This is a genomic window from Streptomyces sp. NPDC031379, assembly GCF_055569615.1.
The window spans coordinates 69,283-96,097 of sequence record NZ_JBVIIT010000034.1; the positions used below are offsets into that span (position 1 = coordinate 69,283).

Annotated in this window: 16 protein-coding genes, 1 tRNA gene and 1 rRNA gene; 4 read left to right on the forward strand and 14 right to left on the reverse strand. The window is 71.4% G+C overall.

Annotated elements, in window-relative coordinates; all coding sequences use genetic code 11:
• Window positions 1–14: 14 nt before the first annotated feature.
• Window positions 15–938 carry an AraC family transcriptional regulator gene (locus ACZ5CW_RS36735; protein ID WP_468609334.1) on the reverse strand — a complete coding sequence of 308 codons (924 nt, stop codon included), beginning with the start codon at window positions 936–938 and terminating at the stop codon, window positions 15–17.
• 108 nt (window positions 939–1,046) lie between these two features.
• Here ACZ5CW_RS36735 and ACZ5CW_RS36740 point away from each other — a divergent pair, with 108 nt between their 5' ends.
• The 3 genes from ACZ5CW_RS36740 (at window position 1,047) to ACZ5CW_RS36750 (ending at window position 7,791) form a co-directional block, all read left to right on the forward strand.
• A complete protein-coding gene (locus tag ACZ5CW_RS36740) occupies window positions 1,047–6,047 on the forward strand; it encodes an ATP-dependent helicase (RefSeq protein WP_468609335.1) in 5,001 nt (1,666 codons plus the stop codon).
• A 45-nt stretch (window positions 6,048–6,092) separates the two neighbouring features.
• The gene (locus ACZ5CW_RS36745; RefSeq protein WP_468609337.1) at window positions 6,093–6,938 is read left to right on the forward strand and encodes an Fpg/Nei family DNA glycosylase; all 846 of its coding nucleotides are present in this window, start codon (window positions 6,093–6,095) and stop codon (window positions 6,936–6,938) included.
• An 88-nt stretch (window positions 6,939–7,026) separates the two neighbouring features.
• Window positions 7,027–7,791, forward strand: a complete 765-nt coding sequence (locus tag ACZ5CW_RS36750; RefSeq protein WP_468609339.1) for an SDR family NAD(P)-dependent oxidoreductase — start codon at window positions 7,027–7,029, stop codon at window positions 7,789–7,791.
• Here ACZ5CW_RS36750 and ACZ5CW_RS36755 read toward each other — a convergent pair.
• The 10 genes from ACZ5CW_RS36755 to ACZ5CW_RS36800 form a co-directional block, all read right to left on the reverse strand.
• Entirely contained in the window at window positions 7,739–8,035 is a 297-nt protein-coding gene (locus ACZ5CW_RS36755) for a hypothetical protein (protein WP_468609341.1), read from the reverse strand. The two genes, ACZ5CW_RS36750 and ACZ5CW_RS36755, sit on opposite strands and share 53 nt — an antisense overlap.
• A gap of 126 nt (window positions 8,036–8,161) precedes the next feature.
• Entirely contained in the window at window positions 8,162–8,632 is a 471-nt protein-coding gene (locus tag ACZ5CW_RS36760) for a Dps family protein (RefSeq protein WP_468609343.1), read from the reverse strand.
• Window positions 8,633–8,789: 157 nt separating this feature from the next.
• Window positions 8,790–9,164: a helix-turn-helix domain-containing protein gene (locus ACZ5CW_RS36765; RefSeq protein WP_143637031.1), complete on the reverse strand. Its 375-nt coding sequence runs from the start codon at window positions 9,162–9,164 to the stop codon at window positions 8,790–8,792.
• 109 nt (window positions 9,165–9,273) lie between these two features.
• Entirely contained in the window at window positions 9,274–9,819 is a 546-nt protein-coding gene (locus ACZ5CW_RS36770) for a CinA family protein (protein WP_468609345.1), read from the reverse strand.
• Window positions 9,816–10,586, reverse strand: coding sequence for a CDP-diacylglycerol--glycerol-3-phosphate 3-phosphatidyltransferase (pgsA, locus tag ACZ5CW_RS36775; protein ID WP_468609347.1), 771 nt, complete (start codon window positions 10,584–10,586; stop codon window positions 9,816–9,818). The genes ACZ5CW_RS36770 and pgsA overlap by 4 nt, the downstream gene beginning before the upstream one ends.
• A complete protein-coding gene (gene rimO / locus ACZ5CW_RS36780; RefSeq protein ID WP_468609349.1) occupies window positions 10,583–12,055 on the reverse strand; it encodes a 30S ribosomal protein S12 methylthiotransferase RimO in 1,473 nt (490 codons plus the stop codon). The genes pgsA and rimO overlap by 4 nt, the downstream gene beginning before the upstream one ends.
• Window positions 12,056–12,148: 93 nt before the next feature.
• A complete protein-coding gene (locus tag ACZ5CW_RS36785) occupies window positions 12,149–12,991 on the reverse strand; it encodes a helix-turn-helix domain-containing protein (RefSeq protein ID WP_468609351.1) in 843 nt (280 codons plus the stop codon).
• 280 nt (window positions 12,992–13,271) lie between these two features.
• Entirely contained in the window at window positions 13,272–16,025 is a 2,754-nt protein-coding gene (locus tag ACZ5CW_RS36790; RefSeq protein ID WP_468609353.1) for a DNA translocase FtsK, read from the reverse strand.
• Window positions 16,026–16,148: 123 nt separating this feature from the next.
• Window positions 16,149–16,829, reverse strand: a complete 681-nt coding sequence (locus ACZ5CW_RS36795; protein WP_468609355.1) for a response regulator — start codon at window positions 16,827–16,829, stop codon at window positions 16,149–16,151.
• A 274-nt stretch (window positions 16,830–17,103) separates the two neighbouring features.
• Window positions 17,104–22,563, reverse strand: a complete 5,460-nt coding sequence (locus ACZ5CW_RS36800; RefSeq protein ID WP_468609357.1) for a HAMP domain-containing protein — start codon at window positions 22,561–22,563, stop codon at window positions 17,104–17,106.
• Window positions 22,564–22,974: 411 nt separating this feature from the next.
• Here ACZ5CW_RS36800 and ACZ5CW_RS36805 point away from each other — a divergent pair, with 411 nt between their 5' ends.
• Window positions 22,975–25,734 (forward strand): SpoIIE family protein phosphatase, encoded by a 2,760-nt coding sequence (locus ACZ5CW_RS36805; protein ID WP_468609368.1) that lies wholly within the window; start codon window positions 22,975–22,977, stop codon window positions 25,732–25,734.
• Window positions 25,735–25,789: 55 nt separating this feature from the next.
• Here ACZ5CW_RS36805 and ACZ5CW_RS36810 read toward each other — a convergent pair.
• The 3 genes from ACZ5CW_RS36810 to rrf all read right to left on the reverse strand — a co-directional run.
• Window positions 25,790–25,862 (reverse strand) — tRNA-Thr (locus ACZ5CW_RS36810).
• 84 nt (window positions 25,863–25,946) lie between these two features.
• On the reverse strand, window positions 25,947–26,609 hold the full coding sequence (locus ACZ5CW_RS36815) for a DegT/DnrJ/EryC1/StrS family aminotransferase (protein WP_468609370.1): 663 nt from the start codon (window positions 26,607–26,609) through the stop codon (window positions 25,947–25,949).
• A gap of 113 nt (window positions 26,610–26,722) precedes the next feature.
• Window positions 26,723–26,815 (reverse strand): 5S ribosomal RNA (rrf, locus tag ACZ5CW_RS36820); the annotation flags it as partial.

Here is a 26,815-nt window from a genome sequence, read left to right on the forward strand (position 1 = left end):
GGTACGGGCGGCTCTCAGCGCAGGTCTTGTACGTTCTTGCGCTCCCGCTGGTAGGCGCCCGGGGGGACGCCGACGATCCGGGCGAAGTGCCGGTTGAGATGGGGCTGGTCGGTGAAGCCGACGGTGACGGCCGCCTCTGCGGGGGCTGTCCCGGCGTCCAGCAGGAGCCGTGCGCGGCGCACGCGGGCGTCGGTCAGCCAGGCGTGCGGCGGCATACCGTAGGTGTCGCGGAACGCCCGGAGCAGCGCGAAGGGGCTGGTCCCTAGGTCGCGGGCCAGCCGTTCCAGGGTCGGCGGCTCGGCCATCCGCTCCTCCAGCACCGCTCGCGCGCGTGCCGCGATCCGGGCTCCGGCCGTCCTCGTCCGCCGCTGTGGCAGCGGGCCGCCGTTCAACCGCAGCAGCCTTGTCACCGCGACCCGCAACAGCGTGTCGGCGGCCAGCGCGTTGTCCTCGTCGGCGGCGCGGAGCACCTGGTGGACCAGGCGGACGGTGTAGGGGTCGTCGAGGACGGGGCTGACGAACCCCGGAGTGCCCCGGACGGTGCTGGTCTCGGCGGCGATCGCGGCGACGACGTCGGCCGACGGGTAGAGCGCGCCGTAGCGCCAGCCCTCGGGGACGCCGGCCCGGCCGGTGTGCGGGGTGTCCGGGTTGACCAGCGCGAGGGCTCCGGCGCCGGCGGACACGTCGGAGCCGTGGTGGTGGAACACCTCCACGCCGTCGGCGATGGCCGCGATCACGAAGTGTTCGTGGGTGTGGCGGACGAAGGTCTTGCGGACGTACCGGGCCCGGAGCAGGTCGACGCCGGGCAGCTCCTCGTACCGCCAGTGCCGCGCCCGCTCCACCGGCCGGTCCCCGCTCGGCCGGTCCCCGCTCGGCCGGTCCCCGCTCGGCCGGTCCCCGCTCGGCCGGTCCTCGCGCCGTCCAGCTGTGCCCGCCATACGCCCATTGTCCGCCCCGCCGCCCGCGGCCGGTTCCCGGCCCCGCCCCGCCGCACACCGTTTGCCCAGGTCAGCGCGATTGTCAGTGGCCGGGTGCAGGATGGACGCATGGTCAGCTCCGCACACCGAGCCCTCGACGGCTTCTCGCCCGCGACCCGCGGCTGGTTCACGGGGGCGTTCTCCGCGCCCACCGCGGCCCAGGCGGGCGCGTGGCAGGCCATCCGTCAGGGCTCGGACGTGCTGGTCGTCGCCCCGACCGGCTCCGGCAAGACGCTGGCCGCGTTCCTGGCCGCCCTGGACCAGCTGGCCTCGACCCCGCCCCCGGCCGACCCGAAGAAGCGCTGCCGGGTGCTGTACGTGTCCCCCCTGAAGGCCCTCGCGGTCGACGTCGAGCGCAACCTCCGCAGCCCGCTGACCGGCATCCGCCAGGAGTCCGTGCGCCTGGGTCTGCCCGAGCCGGAGGTCCGGGTCGGCATCCGCTCCGGCGACACCCCGGCCGCCGAGCGGCGCGCCCTGTCCACGCGGCCACCGGACATCCTCATCACCACCCCCGAGTCGCTGTTCCTGATGCTGACCTCGGCCACGCGCGACGCGCTGACGGGCGTGGAGACGGTGATCCTGGACGAGGTGCACGCGGTCGCGGGCACCAAGCGCGGCGCCCATCTGGCGCTCTCCCTGGAGCGGCTGGACGAGCTGCTGCCGAAGCCGGCCCGCAGGATCGGCCTGTCGGCGACCGTGCGCCCGGTCGACGAGATCGCCCGGTATCTGTCGCCGCGCCGCAAGGTGGAGATCGTCCAGCCGAAGTCCGGCAAGGAGTTCGACCTCTCCGTGGTCGTCCCGGTCGAGGACATGGGCGAGCTGGGCGGCGCCCCCGCGGCGGACGCCGCCGAAGGCGGTGAGCGGCCGTCGATCTGGCCGCACGTGGAGGAGCGGATCGCCGACCTGGTCCAGTCGCACCGCTCCACGATCGTGTTCGCCAACTCCCGGCGCCTGGCGGAGCGGCTGTGCAACCGGCTCAACGAGATCGCGTACGAGCGTGCGACGGGCGAGACCCTGGAGGAGCACCACTCCCCCGCCGAGCTGATGGGCGGTTCGGGCGCGGCCCTGGGCGCGCCCACGGTGATCGCCCGCGCGCACCACGGCTCGGTCTCCAAGGAGCAGCGCGCCCTGGTCGAGGAGGACCTGAAGGCGGGCCGGCTGCCCGCCGTGGTCGCCACGTCCAGCCTGGAGCTGGGCATCGACATGGGCGCCGTGGATCTCGTCGTCCAGGTCGAGTCCCCGCCGTCGGTGGCCTCCGGGCTCCAGCGCGTCGGCCGCGCGGGGCACCAGGTGGGTGCCGTCTCCACCGGTGTGGTCTTCCCCAAGTACCGGGGCGACCTCGTGCAGGCCGCCGTGGTCACCGAGCGGATGCGCTCGGGCTCCATCGAGTCCCTGAGGGTGCCCGCGAACCCGCTGGACGTGCTGGCGCAGCAGCTGGTCGCCATGACGGCGCTGGACACCTGGCAGTTCGACGACCTGCTGGCCGCGGTCCGCCGTGCGGCTCCCTTCGCCTCGCTGCCCGAGTCGGCCTTCACGGCGACGCTCGACATGCTCGCGGGCCGCTATCCGTCCGACGCGTTCGCGGAGCTGCGTCCGCGCGTGGTGTGGGACCGCGTGACCGGCGAGATCACCGGCCGCCCGGGCGCGCAGCGGCTCGCCGTCACCTCCGGCGGCACGATCCCCGACCGCGGCCTGTTCGGTGTCTTCCTCGCCGGCTCCGACCCCAAGAAGGGCGGCGGCCGGGTCGGTGAGCTGGACGAGGAGATGGTCTACGAGTCCCGGGTGGGGGACGTCTTCACACTGGGCACGAGTTCCTGGCGCATCGAGGACATCACCCGCGACCGGGTCCTGGTCTCCCCCGCGCCGGGTGTGCCGGGCCGGCTGCCGTTCTGGAAGGGCGACCAGCTGGGCCGCCCGCTCGAGCTGGGCCGGGCGGTGGGCGCGTTCCTGCGCGAGGTCGGCTCGCTGTCCCGGGACGACGCCCGGCTGCGCCTGCTCGCCGCGGGCCTGGACGCGTGGGCGGCGGACAACGTGCTGTCGTACCTGCACGAGCAGCGTGAGGCCTGCGGCCACGTCCCGGACGACCGCACGATCGTCGTGGAGCGCTTCCGTGACGAGCTGGGTGACTGGCGGGTGGTCGTGCACTCCCCCTTCGGTGCCCAGGTCCACGCCCCCTGGGCCCTGGCACTCGGCGCCCGGCTGTCCGAGCGCTACGGCATGGACGCGCAGGTCATGCATGCCGACGACGGCATCGTGCTGCGCCTGCCCGACGCCGACCTGATGGGCCTGGACCTGCTCGACCAGGAGCCGGTGAAGACGGGCACCGAGTACGACGGCGAGCAGGCCCCCGTGGGGGCGGCGGACACCGTCTTCGACAAGGGCGAGGTCGACCAGATCGTCACCGACCAGGTCGGCGGCTCGGCTCTGTTCGCCTCCCGGTTCCGCGAGTGCGCGGCCCGCGCACTGCTGCTGCCGCGCCGCAATCCCGGCAAGCGCACCCCCCTGTGGCAGCAGCGCCAGCGCGCGGCCCAACTGCTGCAGGTGGCAAGCGAGTTCGGATCGTTCCCGATCGTCCTGGAAGCGGTCCGCGAATGCCTCCAGGACGTCTTCGACGTGCCCGGACTCGTCGAGCTGATGGGCGACATCGAGTCCCGCAAGGTACGCCTGGTCGAGGTCACCACCCCGGAGCCGTCCCCGTTCGCCCGTTCCCTGCTCTTCGGGTACGTCGCCCAGTTCCTGTACGAGGGCGACTCCCCGCTCGCCGAGCGCCGTGCCGCCGCGCTCTCCCTGGACTCCCGGCTGCTGGCCGAGCTGCTGGGCCAGGCGGAGCTGCGCGAACTGCTCGACGCGGAGGTGCTCACGGAGCTGGAGCGCGAACTCCAGTGGCTCACCGAGGACCGCCGGGTCAAGGACGTGGAGGGCGTCGCCGACGTCCTGCGGCTGCTCGGTCCGCTGACCGACGCGGAGCTGGCCGAACGGGGCGCGGACCCGCAGTGGGCGCGGGACCTGGCGGGCGCCCGCCGGGCGATCAGGGTCCGCATCGCCGGCGCCGACCACTGGGCGGCGGTCGAGGACGCGGGCCGGCTGCGCGACGCGCTCGGCACGGCGCTGCCGGTCGGCGTCCCCGAAGCCTTCACCGAGCCGGTCAAGGACCCGCTGGGCGACCTCCTCGCGCGATACGCCCGTACCCACGGGCCGTTCACGTCGACCACCGCGGCGGCCCGCTTCGGTCTGGGCGTCGCGGTCACCGAGGGCGCCCTGCAGCGGCTCGCGGCGAACGGCCGGGTCGTGCAGGGCGAGTTCCACCCGGCGGGCATCGGCCAGGAGTGGTGCGACGCGGCCGTACTGCGCCGCCTGCGCCGCCGTTCCCTGGCGGCGCTGCGGCATGAGCTGGAGCCCGTGCCGCCGGCCGCGCTCGCCCAGTTCCTGCCGCAGTGGCAGCACATCGGCAAGGGGCACGGGGTGCGGGGCGTCGACGGACTGGTGCGCGCCATCGAGCAGTTGCAGGGCGCCTCCGTGCCGGCCTCCGCGCTGGAGAAGCTGGTTCTGCCCTCCCGGGTGGCGAACTACTCGCCGTCGATGCTGGACGAGCTGACCGCCGCGGGCGAGGTGGTGTGGGCCGGCGCGGGCTCGCTGCCGGGCAAGGACGGCTGGGTCTCCCTCTATCTGGCCGACGCGGCCCCGCTGCTGCTGCCGCCACCGCACCCGCTGGAGCTGACCGCGCTCCACCAGTCCGCCCTCGACGCCCTGTCCGGCGGCTACGGCCTGTTCTTCCGGCAGATCGCCGACCAGGTGCGGGCCACCACCCACCCCGAGGTCAGCGACCCCCAACTGGCCGACGCCCTGTGGGACCTGGCCTGGTCGGGCCGGCTCACCAACGACACCCTCGCGCCGATGCGTTCCCTGCTGGGCTCGGGCCGTACGGCGGGCTCGACGGCCCACCGCGCCAAGCGCAGCGTCCCGCGCGGCCGCTACGGCTCCCTGACGGCCGCCGCCCGCACCGCCTCCCGTACCGGCCCGCCGACGGTCGCCGGGCGCTGGTCGCTGCTGCCGGCCGGCGAACCGGACGCCACGGTGCGCGCGCACGCGCTGGCCCGCACCCTTCTCGACCGGCACGGTGTGGTCACCCGGGGAGCGGTCGCCGCGGAGGGCGTCGAGGGCGGCTTCTCGGCGGTGTACCGCGTGCTGTCGGTCTTCGAGGAAAGCGGGCAGGCCAGGCGCGGATATGTGGTCGAGGGTCTCGGCGCGGCCCAGTTCGCCATGGACGGCGCGGTGGACCGCCTGCGCGCGGTGTCCAACGCCCGGGAACGGGGCGAGGCCCTGCCCGCCGCGGGGTCGGGGGACGGCTTCAGCGCCCCGGGCCTCCCGGGCGGGTTCGCCGAGCCGGGCTTCCCCGGCGGTTTCGCCTCCCTGAGCGGTACCGGAGGCGACGGCGCCCCGCACGGCCACACCTCCCCCGGCGCCTTCGACGGAGCCGACGGCGGCTTCGCCCACCCTGGCCTCGACGGCGACTTCTCCTGGCCGCCGGGGGACCAGCCCACCGCCCCCGGCGACTACGTCTCCCCGCGCGATCTCGCCGACCCCTTCGCCTCCCCCGGCTACGGCGGCCCCCGGGGAGGCGGGGCCGCCGCCTACGGCCCGGCCGGGAACCGCAGCCACGGCCGCACGTCCTCACCCGACTCCCGTGCCGCGGTCCTCGCCGCGGCCGACCCCGCGAACGCCTACGGCGCGGCCCTGCCCTGGCCGGAGCCGCCGACCGGCGCCGGGCACAAGCCGGGCCGCAAGGCGGGCTCGCTGGTCGTCCTGGTGGAGGGTGAGCTGACGCTGTACATGGAGCGCGGTGGCAAGACCCTGCTGGCCTGGCCCGTCGGCCCGGACACCGCCGCGACGGACGACCCGCGTCTGCGGGCGGCCGCCGAGGCCCTGGCCGCGGCCGCCCGTGCGGGCTCCCTCGGCACGGTCACGGTCGAGCGGATCAACGGCGGCCAGGCCCTGACCTCGCCCGTGGGCGCCCTCCTGGAGGCGGCGGGGTTCGTCGCGACACCGCGCGGTCTGCGTCTGAGAGCGTGAGCGGCACCGTGCGCCCCTGTCACCTCACCATGGCACCCTGGACGCATGCCCGAAGGTGACACGGTCTGGCAGGCCGCGAGGCGGCTGCACGAGGCCCTCGCGGGCAAGGTGCTCACGCGCAGCGACTTCCGGGTGCCGAAGTACGCCACGGTCGACCTTACCGGCCGCGGGGTTCTCGACACGATCGCACGCGGCAAACACCTGCTCACCCGGTTCGAGGGCGGCCTGACCCTGCACACCCATCTGCGCATGGAGGGGGCGTGGAAGGTGTACGGCGCGGGCGAGCGCTGGCGGGGCGGACCGGCGTACCAGATCCGGATGATCCTCGGCACCACCGACCGCACGGCCGTCGGCTACCGCCTGCCCGTCGTGGAGTTGCTGCGCACCACCGAGGAGGAGCAGGCCGTCGGCCACCTGGGCCCCGACCTGCTCGGTCCGGACTGGGACCCCGAGCGCGCCCTGGCCAACCTCCTCGCGGACCCCGTCCGCCAGCTGGGCGAGGCCCTGCTCGACCAGCGCAATCTGGCCGGGATCGGCAATGTCTACAAGAGCGAGCTGTGCTTCCTGCTCGGCGTGACGCCCTGGCTGCCGGTCGGAGCGCTCCCGGCGGACCGTGCCGAGAAGCTGCCCGGCCTCGCCCGGAGACTGCTGGAGATCAACCGCGACCGCCCGGTCCGGCAGACCACGGGCCTGCCCCGGCAGGACCTGTTCGTCTACGGCCGCGCGCCCCGGCCCTGCCTGCGCTGCCGCACCCCTGTGCGGGTGGCCGACCAGGGTGACGGTTCCCAGGACCGCCCCACGTACTGGTGCCCCACCTGCCAGTCGGGCCCCGCCCCCGGGCCGGGAGCACCCCAGCGCTGGCGGGACCGCTATCCCCGCCGGACCGCCTGACGCCCCGCACGGACCGGCCGCCGCCCTCTGACAGCCACACCCCGCAGACCAATTGACGACCCGTCAGAAATGCTCGTACCGTCCCCTCATGGCCCTCACGGCGTACGACCTCACCGGGCGCACCGCGTTCGTCACCGGAGCCGCCGGCGGCATCGGCCGGGCCTCCGCCGTCCTGCTCGCCGAGGCGGGCGCGACGGTGCACTGCGCCGACCGGGACGCGGACGGCCTGCACGGCACCGCATCTCTGATCAAGGACCGCGGCGGCACGGCCCATGCGCACGTGGTCGACGTCACCGACCGGGCCCGGCTCAGTGAGGCCGTCCGGTCCTGCGGACGTCTGGACGTGCTGGCGGCGATCGCCGGGATCATGCACAGCAGCCCCGTGCTGGAGACCCGGGACGAGGACCTCGACCGGGTGCTGGACGTCAACTTCAAAGGTGTGCTGTACGCCTGCCAGGAGGCGGCCCGGCTGATGCTCGCCCACGAGACCCGGGGCAGCATCGTCACCATGGCCTCCGGCGCGGTCGACACGGGCGGCGCCGGGCTGCTCTGCTACGGCGCGGCGAAGGCGGCCGTGGTGCAGCTGACCAAGACGCTGGCGACGGAGGTCGGCCGGCACGGCATCCGGGTCAACGCGATCGCGCCCGGCTGGGTCCGCACCCCCATGACCGACCGCCACGACCGTGAGGCACAGGCGCACACCGAGGCAGTGATGACCCGTATGACACCGCTGGGCCGGGTCGGCGAGCCGGACGACGTCGCGCACGCGGTGCTGTATCTGGCGTCGGACGCGTCGGCGTTCACGACGGGCCAGATTCTTCGCCCGAACGGGGGTGTGGCCATGCCCTGGTGACGTGGCCCGTCCACCAGGCACCGACCCGGCGTCCCGGCGGCACGGCCCCGGTCGCGTTCCCCTTGGGGACACAGTGCACCGGCAGCAGGCTCAGCCCCCAGCCACCGGCCGCGACGGCCCCTTCCACCACGCCCGCACCCTCTGCGAGGGCGAGCCGCAGCACGGCCCACCACCACACCGCGCCCAGTCCGAGAGCGACCGCCCAGCGCACTGCCGGCCTCGTCCGCACTATTCGCCCCACCATGCCCGCCATCACCTCCTGCCGGACGCTAATCGCTGCGCTCGGCCACCAGGAGGGCGCATCGAGGGCACACGGACGCAGAGGGTGCCGCTCCCGCACCGGGGCTGAGTCGTCCGGGCGTCCGCCGCGTCAGGCGTGCTCCGCCTGGAACATCCAGTGATGCTTCTCGAGATCCGCGGTGATCCCGATCAAGATGTCCTGGGAGACCGGGTCCGGCTCCCCGGTCGCCTCCACCCGCTCCCGCATCCGGGTGATCACCGCGCCCAGCGCGTCCACCATCGCGCCGACCGCGTCCGTGTCCTTGATCCAGCCGGCCGGGGTGGTCTTGAGACCGCTGCCGGAGGCCACCGTGGCGGCGCGTCCGTCGGGCGGGACACCCAGCGCGGAGGCCCGTTCGGCGACCGTGTCGGAGTGCGTGCGGGCGGAGGCGACGACCTCGTCGAGCTGGAGGTGGATGGACCGGAAACGGGGACCGACGACGTTCCAGTGGATCTGCTTGGCGGCCAAGGAGAGGTCCACCAGATCGACGAGGGCGCCCTGCAGCGCCTCGGAGACGGTCTTGAGGTCCGCGTCGGCCAACGGGCTCTTCACGACGTACATCGGCTTCCTCCGGTGCTCGGGCCCCGTCACGTCCCTCCACCATGACCGCACCACCCGGCACCGGCAACGCGAAAGCCCCGGCAGGCTTCCCAGGGAGAACCCGGGAAGCCGGCCGGGGCTTCACTCGTATCGGGTGGCTAGACCGCGCACACGGGTGTCACGCGGCGACCACGTCCACCGCCTCCGCGGGTGCCTTGATGGTCACCCGTTCCGGTGGCACACCGGTCACCGACACGGAACCCAGCATCGGACGGACCGGCGTGGGCACGGGCTCGGTGGCGGTGGCGGACTGGGCCAGTTCGGCGAGCGCCAGCTCGTCGCTCACCTCTCGCATGAGTTCCGACATCCGTACGTCCAGCGCGTCGCAGATGGCGGAGAGCAGTTCGGAGGAAGCCTCCTTCTGCCCCCGCTCCACCTCGGAGAGATAGCCGAGTGAGACTCGGGCGGACGAGGAGACTTCGCGCAGAGTACGGCCCTGGCGTTGGCGCTGCCGACGCAGCACGTCACCCAGCAGGCGACGGAGCAGAATCATCGGTGGCTCCCTCCTCGGACCGCGTAGCCGCATCCTTCTCGCCCCACCGTACCGCCTTGCGCCGCGGCCGTGCGGGGAGCGATGTCGTGTTCACTCAGGGCTGCAAACATCAAAACCCCCCGTTCCGTTCCGTATCCTGTGCCCGCTCATTCCCAGTCTGTTCGCCCGCAAGCTGCTCCAGGAGCACTGCGAGTACGCTCCGTACACTCTCCATACGAATTTCCGCACGGCTGCCGTTCAACCGCAGGGCCTCGACTTTTCCGCCACCGGCAGAACCGGATCGGGCGGCGAGCGGCCCGTCGACGGCCACGAAAACCGTCCCGACCCGCCGGCCGTCCTGGGGTTCGGGACCGGCCACTCCGGTGGTCGCGATGCCCCAGTCGGCGCCCAGAGCCTTGCGCACACCGGCCGCCATCTGGCCCGCCACCTGCGGATCCACCGCTCCGCGCTGCGCCAGCAGGGCGGCGTCGACGCCCAGCAGCTCGTGCTTGAGTTCCGTGGCGTAGGCGGTGACCGAGCCCCGGAACACCTTGGACGCTCCGGGCACAGCGGTGATCTCCGCCGCTACCAGGCCACCGGTGAGCGACTCGGCGACGGCAAGGGTCTCGCCCCTCACGGTCAGTAGTCGCACCAGTTCGATGGCCGCGGAACTCACGCTTCCTTCTCCTCCAACGCTGCCGCACGCTCGGCGATTCCCTGCCTGCGCAGCACAATGGCTTGTCTTACGTAGTCGAGGCCGGTGACGACGGTCAGGACGACCGCCGCGGCCATCACCCAGAACCTCAGGGTGGCGAGCCATCCCGTCAGCGCCAGGACGTACATCCCGACGGCCACGCCCTGGGTGAGTGTCTTGAGCTTGCCACCGCGGCTGGCGGGGATCACGCCATAGCGAATGACCAGAAAACGCAGCAGCGTGATGCCGAGTTCCCGGCCGAGGATCACCGCCGTCACCCACCACGGCAGCTCACCCAGGGCGGACAGACAGATGAGCGCCGCCCCCATGATCGCCTTGTCGGCGATGGGGTCGGCGATCTTCCCGAAGTCGGTGACCAGGTTGTAGGTGCGCGCCAGATGCCCGTCGAACAGGTCGGTGATCATGGCGACGGCGAAGGCCGCCCAGGCCAGCGAGCGCCAGGCCGGGTCGTAGCCGCCGTCGGCCAGCATCAGCGCCACGAAGCCGGGCACCAGGACGAGCCGGAGCATCGTCAGCAGATTGGCGACGTTCCACACGCTCGCCTGGTTGACGGCGGCTGCCGCGATCTTCCCGCCGCGCGCGGGCTTCGCGTCGGCCGTCGCGTCGGAGCCGGGAGCGGAAGCGGAACCGGAGACCTCGGGAGCAGCGCCGTCGGCAGCGGCGGCGGAACCCCGGGCGCCCTGGGCGCCGGAGGAGCCGCCCGCGGCGGATGCCGGGACTCCGGTCATCTGCCCGCCTCCTCACTACACGCGAGCGAGCCGGCCAGCGGCTCGGCCACCAGGTCGACACCCTCCGTACCGACCACCTTCGCCTCGACCATACGTCCGACGCTCAGGCCCTCGCCGCTCGTGAGCAGCACCTGGCCGTCCGTCTCCGGCGCCTGGTGCGCGGCACGCCCGTAGACGCCCTCCTCGTCGTCCACGGACTCCACCAGGACGTGCACGGTCTCACCGACGCGTTCCTCGGCGCGCTGCGAGACCAGTTCCTCGGCCAGCCGGGAGATGCCGGCGAGGCGCTCGGCGACGACGTCCTCGTCCAGCTTGTCGCCGTACGTCGCCGCCTCCGTGCCCTCCTCGTCGGAGTAGCCGAAGACACCGATGGCGTCCAGGCGGGCGCCGTTCAGGAAGCGCTCCAGCTCGGCCAGGTCGGACTCGCTCTCGCCGGGGAAGCCGACGATGAAGTTGGAGCGCACGCCGGCCTCGGGGGCCTTGGAGCGGATCGTGTCGAGCAGCTCCAGGAAGCGGTCGGTGTCGCCGAAGCGGCGCATGGCACGCAGCACGTCCGGCGCGGAGTGCTGGAAGGACAGGTCGAAGTAGGGGACGACCTTCGGGGTGGAGGTCAGGACGTCGATCAGGCCGGGACGCATCTCGGCCGGCTGCAGGTAGCTCACCCGCACCCGCTCGAGGCCGTCGACCTCGGCCAGCTCCGGCAGCAGGGACTCCAGCAGGCGGATGTCGCCCAGGTCCTTGCCGTAGGAGGTGTTGTTCTCGGAGACCAGCATGATCTCCTTCACGCCCTGCTCGGCCAGCCAGCGGGTCTCGTTCAGCACGTCGCTGGGGCGGCGGGAGATGAAGGAGCCGCGGAAGGACGGGATGGCGCAGAAGGAGCAGCGCCGGTCGCAGCCGGAGGCGAGCTTGACCGAGGCGACCGGGGAGCCGTCCAGCCGCCGGCGCAGGGGCGCGCGCGGGCCGGAGGCGGGCGCCACGCCCTCGGGGAGATCGGCGGGACCGTGGCCGGGCAGTGCGACGGAGGCGGCCGACTCCTGCCGCTCGGCGGGGCTGATCGGCAGCAGCTTGCGGCGGTCGCGCGGGGTGTGGGCGGCGTGGATGCCACCGGACAGGATGGTCTGCAGGCGGTCGGAGATGTCCGCGTAGTCGTCGAAGCCGAGCACGCCGTCGGCCTCGGGCAGCGCCTCGGCCAGTTCCTTGCCGTACCGCTCGGCCATGCAGCCCACCGCCACGACGGCCTGGGTTCTGCCATGATCCTTGAGGTCGTTGGCCTCCAGCAGGGCGTCGACGGAGTCCTTCTTGGCGGCTTCGACGAAGCCACAGGTGTTGACCACGGCGACGTCGGCGTCCGCGGCGTCCTCGACGAGCTGCCAGCCGTCCGCCTCCAAACGGCCTGCGAGCTCCTCGGAGTCCACCTCGTTACGGGCGCAGCCAAGAGTGACGAGTGCGACGGTACGGCGTTCAGGCATGGGCTCAAGACTACTTTGTCTCGTCGACACCCCACGTCGACGGGGTTGGCCGATCTTGGCCGACCCCGTCACATCCGTCCCCCGCGGGGCCGCTCATCCGGCCTCGGGGTCGCCCTTCGTGTACGTGAGGCGCTCCACCGCACCCGGCTGGAAATTGTCCTCGATCTTCTTGCCGTTCACGTAGAGCTGGATCGCACCCGCGTCACCGAGGATCAAGTTGATCTTGGAGCCGTCCTGGAAGGTCTTGGACTGGCCCTTCTTCAGCAGCCCGTCGAAGAGCATGCGGCCGTTGTGATCCTTGGCCGAGATCCAGCTGCGCCCGTTCGCCGCGCTGACCTGGACCGTGACCTTGTCCTGGGGAGCGGCGGCGATGGCGCTGTCGGTGGGCTCGCCGGTCGGCGCGGCCGGCTTCTCCTTCTTGGGCTTGGGCGAGGCGGCCTTGCTCGTCGCAGGAGTGGCGCCGTCGGCGACCTGCGACTTCGCGTCACTGTCGCCGCTGCCCCCCTTGAACGCGGTGAACCCGACGAAGCCGATCACGACGACGATCGCGGCGACCATGGCCGCGGTCCAGTTCGGCCCGCGCCGCTCGGGACGGATCCGCTCCGCCTCGAACAGAGGTGCGGCGGGGGTGGGGGCGGGACGACCGCCGTGTTCGGCGTCGTACTGGGCGATCAGCGGCTCGGGATCGAGACGGACGGCCCTGGCCAGCGTGCGGATGTGCCCACGGGCGTACACGTCGCCGCCACAGGGGGCGAAGTCGTCCGCCTCGATGGCGTGCACGATGGCGATGCGGACACGCGTGGCGCTGCTGACTTCGTCCACGGTGAGCCTGGCCGCGATCCGCGCCTGCTGCAGGGCGCGACCCACGGAGGGAAGGGCTTCCTGGGACTCGTCTCGGAATGGACGCTCGTCTTCAGGGGAGTTGCCGAGGGACACGGGGGCGCCTTTCGAGCGTGTAGCCACCTGTGCTGGAAGCTCAGTCTAGGGGGGGTACGAAAGGGTGGGGCAACCGGGCGGTCGTACTTTGTACGCCATCGGAATGGCCCGACATCCCGACGACTGGACAAGCACGTACCCGCATGATGAGGCGCCTACCTGTCCCTTCGCTCAACTGGACGTACCACAACGGGAAACGGTTGCTCGCCGTTCTCTAACGGGTGGATCACGACGATCCCGCCGCCCGGCGTAACCCTGCTCCGCCGAACAGCCCCTCGCGTTACCCCTCAGACTCCCCGCGGATGAGCGCGAGTACGCCGTCCAGGTCATCGGGCTTCACGAGAACGTCACGCGCCTTGGAACCCTCGCTCGGTCCCACGATGTTGCGGGACTCCATGAGGTCCATGAGCCGGCCGGCCTTGGCGAAGCCCACGCGCAGCTTGCGCTGGAGCATCGACGTCGACCCGAACTGGGTGGAGACGACCAGCTCGGCCGCCTGGCACAGCAGGTCGAGGTCGTCGCCGATGTCCTCGTCGATCTCCTTCTTCTGCTTGGTGCCCACGGTGACGTCGTCCCGGAAGACCGGCGCCATCTGGTCCTTGCAGTGCTGGACGACGACCGCGACCTCCTCTTCGGTCACGAACGCGCCCTGCATACGGGTCGGCTTGTTCGCGCCCATCGGCAGGAACAGGCCGTCGCCCTTGCCGATCAGCTTCTCGGCGCCGGGCTGGTCGAGGATGACCCGGGAGTCGGCCAGCGAGGAGGTGGCGAAGGCCAGCCGCGAGGGCACGTTGGCCTTGATCAGACCGGTGACCACGTCGACCGACGGTCGCTGGGTGGCCAGCACCAGGTGGATGCCGGCCGCGCGCGCGAGCTGCGTGATCCGCACGATCGCGTCCTCGACGTCACGCGGGGCGACCATCATCAGGTCGGCCAGCTCGTCCACGATCACCAGCAGATACGGGTACGGCTGCAGCTCCCGCTCGCTGCCCTCGGGCGGCTTGACCTTGCCCTCGCGCACCGCGCGGTTGAAGTCGTCGATGTGCCGGTAGCCGTACGCCGCGAGGTCGTCGTAGCGCAGGTCCATCTCGCGTACGACCCACTGCAGCGCCTCGGCGGCCCGCTTGGGGTTGGTGATGATCGGCGTGATCAGGTGCGGGATGCCCTCGTAGGCGGTCAGCTCGACGCGCTTGGGGTCGACCAGGATCATCCGGACGTCCTCCGGGGTCGCCCGCATCATGACCGAGGTGATCAGGCAGTTGATGCAGGAGGACTTGCCGGAGCCGGTGGCACCGGCGACCAGCATGTGCGGCATCTTCGCCAGCGAGTGCATCACGTACCCGCCCTCGACGTCCTTGCCGAAGGCGACCAGCATCGGGTCGTCGTCCTCGGCGGACTCCGCGAGGCGCAGCACGTCGCCGAGGTTGACCATCTCCCGGTCGGTGTTCGGGATCTCGATGCCCACCGCGGACTTGCCGGGGATGGGGCTGATGATCCGCACGTCGGGGCTGGCGACCGCGTACGCGATGTTCTTGGTCAGCGCGGTGATCCGCTCGACCTTCACGGCGGGGCCGAGTTCGACCTCGTAGCGGGTGACCGTCGGACCACGGGTGAAGCCCGTGACGGCCGCGTCGACCTTGAACTCGCTGAAGACCTGGGTGAGCGAGGCGACGACGGCGTCGTTGGCGGCGCTGCGCGCCTTGCCGGGGCCGCCGCGGGTCAGCAGGTCCAGGGAGGGCAGCGCGTAGGTGATGTCACCGGAGAGCTGGAGCTGCTCCGCACGCGGGGGCAGGTCGCGGGGCTGCTCGGGGGCCTTCTTGGTGAGGTCCGGGACGGTCCCGGAGGTGTTCTTCCCCTGTTCGGGCCGCGCGGCCGGGACCGGCGAGGGCGTGCGGGCCGGCGAGGGCGTGCGGGCCGGCGTGGGCGTGGGCACCGGGGTGGTGTCCTCGCGGTCGCCGACGCTGACGCCCTGGGTGAGGTCGGCGACGAGCGGGGACGGCGGCATGCCGTGCAGGACGGCGCCGTCGAGTGCGGCAGCGGCGGCCGCGGCCACGTCCACGGCGTCCATCTGCCGCTGCGGGTCCGGCTGGGGCACCGCGGAGCGCCTGGGGCGGCCACGGCGCTGCGAGAGGGCCTCCTCCTCGGCGCTGTCGTGGTCGTGCGCCTGAGGGGCGCTCGAGCGCTTACGGGGGCGCGCGGGCAGCGCCTCGCGCCACTGCTCGGCGTAGCGCTCGTCGACCTCGGTGAGTTCCGCCTCCTCGGGGTCGCGCAGCACCCCCAGGCTCACACCGAGGGCGCGCAGCCGCTGCGGGATGGCGTTGACCGGGGTGGCGGTCACCACGAGCAGCCCGAAGATCGTCAGCAGCACCAGCAGGGGTACGGCGAGCACGTCGGTCATCGTGTACGTCAGCGGGGTCGCCGCCGCCCAGCCGATGAGGCCGCCGGCGTCCCTTATCGCCTGCATGCCGGCGCTGCGGGCGGGCGAGCCGCAGGCGATGTGGACCTGCCCGAGCACACCGATGACGAGCGCGGACAGCCCGATCACGATCCGGCCGTTGGCCTCGGGCTGCTCGGGGTGCCGGACGAACCGTACGGCGATCACCCCGAGCAGTATCGGCACCAGCAGGTCGAGCCGGCCGAAGGCACCGGTCACCAGGATCTCCACCAGGTCGCCGACCGGCCCCTTCAGGTCGGCCCAGGTGCCGGCGGCGACGATCAGCGCGAGGCCGAACAGCAGCAGCGCCACGCCGTCCTTGCGGTGAGCCGGGTCCAGGTTCTTCGCGCCCTGCCCTATGCCGCGGAAGACCGCACCGACGGCATGCGCGAGGCCGAGCCAGACGGCGCGCACGAGCCGGTACACGCCCCCCGTGGGGCTGGGGGCCGGCTTCGGCGGCGCGGACTTCTTCGCCGCCTTCTTCGCGGGCGCCTTCTTGGCCGGGGCCTTCTTCGCTGCGGCCTTCTTCGCCGGAGCCTTCGCGGGAGCGGCCGCCTTCTTCGCGGGCGGCTTCTTGGCTGCGGAGGGACGTGAGGCCATGGAGGTGAGATTACCGGGGGAGACGGCAGCGGACACGTGTGCCCACTGCTTCACCCGTTCGTGTCGCCCTTGCCGAGGCACGGAACTGACGCACGCTCACAGGCAAGGCGATCCGCGCCCGCGTCAGTTCTGCGCCGGCACGGAGGCACCTCCGGCACCCGCGCCCGGCTCCAGGGCGTCGAGTGCGCGGCGCAACCCGGTGAGTTTGCGCTCCAGATGGGCCGCCGTGGCGACCGCGGCCGCGTCCGCCGAGTCGTCGTCCAGCTGCTTGGACAGCGCCTCGGCCTGCTCCTCCACGGCCGCGAGCCGCGCGGACAGCTCGGCGAGCAGCCCTGCGGACTCCTTGCCGCCGACCGCGTTCTTGCCGCCGCCCTCCAACTGCAGCCGCAGCAGCGCTGCCTGCTCGCGCAGCTGACAGTTCTTCATGTACAGCTCGACGAAGACCGAGACCTTCGCGCGCAGCACCCACGGGTCGAACGGCTTCGAGATGTAGTCCACCGCGCCCGCCGCGTAGCCCCGGAAGGTGTGGTGCGGGCCGTGGTTGATCGCCGTGAGGAAGATGATCGGGATGTCCCGGGTCCGCTCGCGCCGCTTGATGTGCGCGGCGGTCTCGAAACCGTCCATGCCCGGCATCTGGACATCCAGCAGAATGACCGCGAAATCGTCCGTGAGCAGTGCTTTGAGCGCTTCCTCCCCGGACGATGCCCGTACCAGCGTCTGATCGAGCGCAGAGAGGATGGCCTCCAGCGCCAGCAGATTCTCCGGCCGGTCATCGACCAGGAGGATCTTGGCCTTCTGCACCATGGCCCGCCCTCCTCGCCCCGGCGGTACACCGGGCGCCGCCCCAGGGGACGACTCCGTTTCGCCGCCCGTCCTTGTGCCGGTCATCGTAGCCGCACCCCGCCTGTCGCCACACCCTGTCACCGCGATGTCACTGTGCACGCAACGAAAACGCGGCGGGAGCCCGGATGGTTCCCGGAATCCAGGATTCCCACACGTCCGCGGAGCCCATGATCCGACAACTCCCCGGGAACGCCGAAGGTTCCCGCCGCGTTCCTGTCCGGCCCGGCCGGCACGGTCACTGCGCGCCCATCCACTGCCGCATCACCGCCAGCAGGTGGTCGGGGTCGACCGGCTTGGTGACGTAGTCGGAGGCGCCCGACTCGATCGCCTTCTCCCGGTCGCCCTTCATCGCCTTGGCGGTCAGCGCGATGATCGGCAGGCCGGCGAACTGCGGCATCCTGCGGATCGCCGTGGTCGTCGCGTACCCGTCCATCTCCGGCATCATGATGTCCATCAGGACGACCGCCACGTCGTCGTGCTGCTCCAGCACCTCGATGCCCTCGCGGCCGTTCTCGGCGTACAGCACCGACAGCCCGTGCTGCTCCAGGACGCTGGTGAGCGCGAACACGTTCCGGATGTCGTCGTCGACGATCAGCACCTTCTCGCCGCCGAACCGCACCGACCGGGCCGGCTGCGGCGTGCTCTCCTGCTCGGGCACCGCCGTCCACTGCTCGGACCGCTGATCGCCCCGCGGCAGCGTCCGGCGGCGGCGCCGGAACAGCGCCGCGGGACCGTTCTGCGTCTCGCGGTACGACTTCACCTCGGCCGGCGTCTCGATCTCCACCGCGGACAGCTCCAAGGACTGCTCCGCCTCCGAGGCGAGCAGCTCACCGGCCTCCAGCGGGGGCACGGACTGCTGATAGCCCTGCGGCGGCAGCTCGCTCGGGTGCAGCGGCAGGTACAGCGTGAACGTCGAGCCGCGGCCCGGTTCGCTCTGCGCGTGGATCTCTCCGCCGAGCAGCTGCGCGATCTCCCGCGAGATCGAGAGCCCGAGGCCGGTACCGCCGTACTTACGGCTGGTCGTGCCGTCCGCCTGCTTGAACGCCTCGAAGATCACCCGCATCTTGCTGGCCGCGATACCGATGCCGGTGTCCGTGACCGAGAACGCGATCAGCTCACCGTCCGGGTCGGTCAGCGCCCCGGCCTCCAGCAGCTGCTCCCGGATGGTCTGCGGCACATTCGCCCCGGCCGGCCGGATCACCAGCTCCACCGACCCGGAGTCGGTGAACTTCACCGCGTTGGACAACAGGTTGCGCAGCACCTGCAGCAGCCGCTGCTCGTCGGTGTGCAGGGTCGCCGGCAGCTCCGGGGAGACCCGTACGGACAGATCCAGGCCCTTCTCGGCGGTCAGCGGCCGGAAGGTGGCCTCCACGTAGTCCACGAGCTGGACGAGCGCGATGCGCGTCGGGGAGACGTCCATCTTGCCCGCCTCGACCTTGGACAGGTCCAGGATGTCGTTGATCAGCTGCAGCAGGTCGGAGCCGGCGCCGTGAATGGTCTCCGCGAACTCCACCTGCTTCGGCGACAGGTTGCCCTCGGCGTTGTCGGCGAGCAGCTTGGCCAGAATCAGCAGCGAGTTGAGCGGGGTGCGCAGCTCGTGCGACATGTTCGCGAGGAACTCGCTCTTGTAGCGCATCGACACCGCGAGCTGCTCGGCACGCTCCTCCAGGACCTGCCGGGCCTCCTCGATCTCGGTGTTCTTCACCTCGATGTCACGGTTCTGCCGGGCCAGCAGCTCGGCCTTCTCCTCCAGTTCGGCGTTGGAGGCCTGCAGCGCCTTCTGCCGGTTCTCCAACTCGGCCGAGCGTTCGCGCAGTTGCTCGGTCAGCTCCTGCGACTGCTTCAGCAGCTGCTCGGTCTTGGTGTTGACCGAGATGGTGTTGACGCTGGTCGCGATCATCTCGGCGATCTGGTTGAGGAAGTCCTTCTGGATCTGCGTGAACGGCGTGAACGAGGCCAGCTCGATCACCCCGAGCACCTTGCCCTCGAACAGCACCGGCAGCACGATCACCTGCGCGGGCGGGGCCTCGCCGAGCCCGGAGGAGATCTTCAGATAGCCACTGGGCGCGTTGTCCACCAGGATCGTCCGCTTCTCCTCGGCTGCCGTGCCGATCAGCGCCTCACCCGGCCGGAACGACGTCGGCATGGACCCCATCGAGTAGCCGTACGACCCCAGCATGCGCAGTTCGTAGTCGTCCTCGCCGCCGACCACGTCCTTGCCCTCCATGAGCGGCATCGCCAGGAAGAACGCGCCGTGCTGCGCGGACACCACCGGCGTCAGCTCGCTCATGATCAGCGAGGCCACGTCCTCCAGGTCACGGCGTCCCTGCATGAGCGCGGAGATACGGGCGAGGTTGCCCTTGAGCCAGTCCTGCTCCTTGTTGGCGATGGTCGTGTCGCGCAGGTTGGCGATCATCTTGTTGATGTAGTCCTGCAGTTCCTGGATCTCGCCGGACGCGTCCACGTCGATCTTCAGGTTCAGGTCGCCGCGGGTCACCGCGGTCGCCACGCGCGCGATGGCACGCACCTGCCGGGTCAGGTTCCCGGCCATCTCGTTCACCGACTCGGTCAGGTCCCGCCAGGTGCCGTCGACGTCACGCACGCGTGCCTGACCGCCGAGCTGCCCCTCGGTGCCCACCTCGCGGGCCACCCTCGTGACCTCCTCGGCGAAGCTGGACAGCTGGTCGACCATCGTGTTGATCGTCGTCTTCAGCTCGAGGATCTCGCCGCGCGCGTCAATGTCGATCTTCTTGGTCAGATCACCCTTGGCGATGGCCGTGGTGACCATGGCGATGTTGCGCACCTGACCCGTCAGGTTGGACGCCATCTGGTTCACGGACTCGGTGAGGTCCTTCCAGGTGCCGGCCACGCCCGGTACGTGCGCCTGGCCGCCGAGGATGCCGTCCGTGCCCACCTCACGGGCCACCTTGGTGACCTGGTCCGCGAACGAACTCAGCGTCTTCACCATGGTGTTGATGGTGTCGGCGAGCTGCGCGACCTCACCGCTCGCCTCGATCGTCACCTGCCGCGTCAGGTCACCGTTGGCGACGGCCGCGGCCACCTGGGAGATGTTCCGCACCTGCATGGTCAGGTTGTTGGCCATCAGGTTGACGTTGTTGCTGAGGTCCTTCCAGATACCGGTGACGCCCGGCACGTGCGCCTGGCCGCCCAGGATGCCCTCGGTACCCACCTCACGGGCCACCCGGGTCACCTGCTCGGCGAAGCTGGACAGCTGGTCCACCATCGTGTTGACCGTCGTGACGAGTTCGAGGATCTCGCCCTTGGCGTCCACGGTGATCTTCTTGGACAGGTCGCCCTTGGCGACCGCGGTCGTGACCTCGGCGATGTTGCGCACCTGGATCGTCAGGTTGTTCGCCATGAAGTTCACGGACTGCGTGAGGTCCTTCCAGGTGCCGGAGACGCCCTGGACCTCGGCCTGGCCGCCGAGCATGCCCTCCGTGCCCACCTCACGGGCCACCCGCGTGACCTCCTGGGCGAACGACGACAGCTGGTCGACCATCGTGTTCAGGGTGTTCTTCAGCTCCAGGATCTCCCCGCGCGCGTCCACGGTGATCTTCTGGGAGAGGTCACCGCGGGCCACGGCGGTGGCGACCTGGGCGATGTTGCGCACCTGGGCGGTGAGGTTGCCGGCCATGCCGTTCACGGAATCGGTGAGATCCCGCCACACACCGGCGACCCCGGGCACCTGCGCCTGCCCGCCGAGACGGCCCTCGGTACCCACGTCCCGGGCCACCCGGGTCACCTGGTCGGCGAAGGCGGACAGCTGGTCGACCATCGTGTTGATGGTGTTCTTCAGCTCGAGGATCTCGCCGCGCGCGTCGACGTCGATCTTCTGCGACAGGTCACCGCGTGCCACCGCCGTCGTCACCTGGGCGATCTGCCGCACCTGCGAGGTCAGGTTGCCGGCCATGAAGTTGACGGAGTCCGTCAGCTCCTTCCAGGTGCCCGACACGCCGTCCACCCGGGCCTGACCGCCCAGCCGGCCCTCCGTGCCCACGTCCCGCGCCATCCGCGTCACCTGGTCGGCGAAGCTCGACAGCTGGTCCACCATGCGGTTCACGGTGTTCTTCAGCTGGAGCATCTCACCGGAGACATCGACGGTGACCTTCTGGGAGAGGTCGCCGTTGGCCACCGCCGTGGTCACCTGGGCGATGTTGCGCACCTGCCCGGTGAGGTTGCGGAACGCCGTGTTGACGGAGTCCGTCAGGTCCTTCCACGTACCGGCCGCACCCGGCACCTGCGCCTGGCCGCCCAGCTCACCCTCGACACCGATCTCCCGCGCGACCCGCGTCACCTCGGCACCGAACGCCGACAGCTGGTCCACCATGCCGTTGACGGTGTTCTTCAGCTCCAGCATCTCGCCGGCCACGTCCACGGTGACCTTCTGCGACAGGTCACCGCTGGCCACCGCGGTCGTCACCGCGGCGATGTCGCGCACCTGCGTGGTCAGGTTCCGGAAGACCGTGTTGACCGAGTCCGTCAGGTCCTTCCACGTACCGGCCGCGCCCGGAACGTTCGCCTGCCCGCCGAGCCGCCCCTCCGCACCGACCTCGTTCGCCACCCGCGTGACCTCGTCGGCGAAGATCCGCAGCGTCTCGGTCATCTGGTTGATCGTCTCGGCGAGCTGCGCCACCTCGCCGCGCGCCGGAACCGTCACCTTCTGCGACAGGTCACCGTTGGCGACCGCCGTCGTGACCTGCGAGATACCGCGCACCTGAGCGGTCAGGTTGCCGGCCATCGTGTTGACGGAGTCGGTCAGCTCCTTCCACACACCGGCCACCCCGGGCACCCGCGCCTGGCCGCCCAGGATGCCCTCCGTGCCCACCTCCCGGGCCACCCGCGTCACCTCGGAGGAGAACGACGACAGCTGGTCCACCATCGTGTTGACGGTGTTCTTCAGCTCCAGCATCTCGCCGGCGACGTGCACGGTCACCTTGCGTGACAGGTCACCCTTGGCGACCGCCGTGGTCACCAGGGCGATGTCGCGCACCTGGGCCGTCAGCCGGTACGCCATGGTGTTGACGGAGTCGGTCAGGTCCTTCCACGAACCCGACATACCGCGCACCTGGGCCTGGCCGCCGAGCTTGCCCTCGGTACCCACCTCGCTGGCCACGCGCGTGACCTCGTCCGTGAACGTCGACAACTGGTCGACGAGGTTGTTGACGGTGCGGCCGACCTTCAGGAACTCACCACGCAGCGGATGCCCGGTCCCACCGTCCGGGGCCTGCGTCCGCAGCTCCATACGCGGCGACAGATCACCGTCGGCGACCGCCGTGAGGACCCGGCTGACCTCCGACACCGGCCAGACGAGATCGTCCACCAGCGCGTTGGAGTTGTCGACGGCGGCCGCCCAGGAGCCCTCGCAGGCCCCCGTCTCCAGCCGCTCCGTGAGCTTTCCCTCACGTCCGACCATGCGCCGCACCCGGGACAGCTCACCGGTCAGATGCAGATTGCGGTCGGCCACCTCGTTGAAGACGGCCGCGATCTCCGACATCACGCCGTCCCCGGACACCGTGAGCCGCTTGCGGAAGTTCCCGTCACGCATCGCCACGAGAGCGGTCAGCAGCCGGTTCAGGGCAGCTGTGTCCACGGCGGTGGTGCCGCCGCTCCTGCCCAGGGACGGTCCGCCCTTCGCGCGCGTCTTCGTGCCCCGCGTCGCCGCGCCAGACTCCACTGTGTCCCTCCCGGAGGGGTAGACCGTCACTGCTGTGCTCGGCCGCTTCGGACCCGGTGTGCCGATCATCGGCATACCGGTTACTTCCGCGTACCGGTTACTGCTGCGTATTTCTGCCAGACGAGATCCGGCCACACCAGGGGCTGCTGCCCACCGTGCACGGAACACACGCAGGCAGACCCGACCTTCATCAGAAGCTTGCCCAGTGTTTCACCCCGGCCGAACCAGGCCATAACAGTTCGGCAGCTTCGCACATCGTCCGCACACCATGGGGGGTAAACACCGGCGACCGGCATCCGATCGGACGGCGAAGGTAAGTAACCTTGCATGCGGCTGTCCAGCCGCACCGGTCCCGACCGGCCTGGGCGGTGGCACGAGCACGAGCGGGCATCGGAGGGGCGGCCGCAGACCATGACCACCGGAGTGATCCCCGGGGGACAGCCCCCGGAGCCACAGCCGACGGGTGAGCCGATGCCGCAGCAGCGTCGCGAGCCGGCCGGCCCCGCAGACCTGCACGTCGACAACCGGCCGAGGAGTTTTGTGATCACCGCGCGCGCGGCCGCCAGCTTCGAGCCCGTGGGGCGGTCGGTCGCGACCGCCCGCTCCTTCGTCCGCGACACCCTCCAGGGCTGGGGCTTCGCCGACATCGTGGACGACGCGGTCGTCCTCACCAGCGAGCTGGTGACCAACGCGGTCGTCCACGCGGGCACGCACGCGGAGGTGCTGTGCCTGCGCACCGAGGACGGCGTGCGCATCGAGGTCTCCGACCGCTACCCGGAGCGCGAGGTACCCCTCCAGAACGCCGCCGCCACCATGGGCAGCCCCGACCGGGAAGGCGGCCGCGGCCTGCAACTGTGCGCGGCCCTCGCCACCCGCTGGGGCGTGGACTACACGCCGACCCACAAAAACGTCTGGTTCCAGCTCAATCTGCCCGAACGCGCGGTCGGTACCCGCACGGCCGGCCCGTCCCTCCCCGCCGACCTCCTCCCGCTGGCCGACAGCCGGGTCCGCGTCGCGGTCCTCCAGGTCGACCGGAAGGGCGCCCTCAGCGCCTGGAACGAGGACGCCGAGGACATCTTCGGCTACCCCGCGGCCGAGGCCATCGGCAAACCCCTCACCGAACTCGCGGCCTGGCCGCACACCCCGGGCACCAGCACCGGCGTCGCCGAGGCGCTCCAGCTCTCGCGCTGGGAGGGCAGCTACGGCATCCGCGGCGCCGACGGCCGGGTCGTCCAGGTGTACGCCTCCCACCTCAGGGTCCGCGACACCGGCGGGGAGCCCTCCACCGTCTGCCTCCTGGTACGGGACCACGAGCGGGCCGTCCTGCAGACGCCGCCGCGCGTGCCGGCCACCGACCAGACCCAGTCCGCCGACGGGCAGAGCACCGACCCCTTCGAGGTGTTCATCGGCTCCCCCGCCCCCGACGACCTCGACGGCCTGCTCCAGCGCACGGTGGAACGCGCCCGCGACATGCTCGACGGCGACTCCGCGTTCCTGCTGCTCGCCACCGACGACGAGACGGAACTGGAGGTCCGCGCCTCCACCGGCCTGCCCTCCGCCCGCCAGCGCTTCGCCCGCGTCCCCGTCGAAGCCGGCCCGGGCCGCTACGGCTCCGCGCGCATGCCCGCCGTCCACGACGACCTGCTGGCCGTACCCGGCGCCGTCCCCCTGCTGGGCGGCACCGGCATGCGCTCGGTCGTCACGGTGCCGCTCAAGGTCGAGGGCCGCCTCACCGGCTCTCTCGGCGTCGCGGCGGAGGCACCCGGCCGGTACTCCAACGAGGAGGCACTGCGCCTGCAGTTCGCCGCCGACCGGATCGCCCTGGCCGTCGAGTCCGCCCGCCTGGGGGAGCTGGAGCGGCTGCGCCGCGGCTCCCTGAGCTTCCTGGTCGAGGCCTCCGACCTGCTGGCCGGCACCCTGGACCGGGACCAGACCCTGGCCCTGATGGCCCAGATGACGGTGCCGACGCTGGCCACCTGGTGCGCGGTGTACACGATCGCCGACCAGGCCTCCGAGCCGTACCTCTCCTACGTCCTGCACGAGGACGAGGAACTCATCGACGGCATCAAGTCGTTGTTGTCGAAGGTCCCGCCGCCGGACCCGGTCCCGACCCCCGGCGCCCGCGTCTGGACCGCCCCCGGCGAGGTCGCCCACCAGGCCGCCCTGCGCACCTCGATGCGCAGCCTCGGTCTGGCCGGTGGTCCCCCGCACCAGATCGCCTCGGCCATCGGCCCGACACTGGCGACGGCCGGCGCGGTCGGCGGCGAGACGGTCGTGCTGCCGCTCGTGGCCCGCAACCGCGTCATCGGCATGCTGACCCTCGGCAAGCCCACCGACGAGCACTTCCGCCAGGAGATCCTGGAACTCGCCGAGGATCTGAGCCGCCGGGCCGCCCTCGCCCTGGACAACGCCCGCCTCTACTCGGAGCGCACGGCCATCAGCCAGGCCCTCCAGCGCAGCCTCCTGCCACCCGGCACCCCGCACATCGAAGGCGTGGAGGTCGAGGTCATCTACCGCGCGGCCGGCGAGGGCAACGAGGTCGGCGGCGACTTCTACGACGTCTTCCCCATCGGCGAGGGCGCGTACGGCTTCGCCATCGGCGACGTCTGCGGTACGGGCCCGAACGCGGCGGCGGTCACCGGCCTGGCCCGGCACGCCCTGCGCCTGCTGGCCCGCGAGGGCCTGAGCGGCCCGGCCGTACTGGAGCGCCTGAACTCCGCGATCCTCGACGAGGGCGACCGCAGTCGCTTCCTGACCCTCCTCTACGGCGAGTTGCGCCCGCAGCCGGACGGCAGCGCGGACCTGAAGGTCGTCTGCGCCGGGCATCCGCTCCCGCTGCGCCTGCGCCAGGACGGCACAGTGGTGGCGGCGGCCGAACCGCAGCCCCTGCTGGGCGTCATCGAGGACCTGGAGTTGTACGAGGAGGCGGTCACGCTCGACCCCGGTGACGTGCTGCTCTGTGTCACGGACGGCGTCACCGAACGCCGCGAGGGCACGCGCATGCTGGGCGACGACGGCCTCGCCGACGTCCTCACCACCTGCACGGGGCTCACGGCGGGCGCCGTGGCGGCGCGCATCATGCGCGCGGTGGAACGGTTCGCGTCGGACGCACCGTCCGACGACATGGCGATTCTGGCGATGCGGGTTCCCGGAATCCACCCGGAGGCATGAGGCACGGAGGCATGAGAAAAGGCCCCACCCGGAAGGGTGGGGCCTTTTGCGCCTGAGCCCCCAAACGGAATCGAACCGTTGACCTTCTCCTTACCATGGAGACGCTCTACCGACTGAGCTATAGGGGCCTGTCACTTTCGGGGTTTCCCCCGCGGCGACGAAGAAACTGTACCTCGAACAGGCCCGACTTCCCAAATTCGTTCGGGGGCCGTTCAGAAGGCGGGCTGGAGCAGTCCGCCGAGTGCGTTGCAGGCGGACACGATGTGCTGCATCTCCCGCTTGGTGAGCGAGGCGTCCACGGGGAGCGCGAGTGTCTCGTCGGCTGCCAGCTCGGTCTGCCGCAACGACACACGTCGACGGAACTCCGGCAGCCGGTGCACAGGCGTCTTCACCGGCACCCGGCACTCAACTCCCTTGGCCCGCACGGCACGGGCGAAGGCGTCCCGGTCCGGCCGGCCGTTCCCCGGGACCCGCACGACGTACTGCTGATAGGTGTGCCCGTCACCGCCGTCCGGCGTCCGTACGCCTTTGAGTCTGGCGTCGAGGTACGCGGCACGTTCCCTGCGCTGCGCTATCTCGTCGTACGGCGCCTCGGACTCGCCCTGTTCCAGCACCAGCAGTCCATGCCGTTGCCCGAGCGTGTGCAACCGCCCGATGTCCGCGCGCCGTCCGAAGCGGTGGACGACAACGATCGCGGCCGTGCGTGGAGTTACGGCGGCCTCGACCGCGTCCGGATCGAGGCAGTAGGTCAGCGGGTCTATGTCGGCGAACACCGGGAGCGCACCGGCCAGGGCCACGGCCCCGGCGACCTCGATGTTCCCGAAGGCCGGTACGACGACCTCGTCACCGACTCCGACGCCGGCGGCACTGAGCATGGCTGCAGTTCCCATGTCTGCGATGCTGGGCGCGGGACGTGAACGACACGTTACGCGAACCAAAAAAAGGCCGGACCCTGAACCGAAGTTCAGGATCCGACCTTTGAATAATTGTTCGGCGGCGTCCTACTCTCCCACAGGGTCCCCCCTGCAGTACCATCGGCGCTGTGAGGCTTAGCTTCCGGGTTCGGAATGTAACCGGGCGT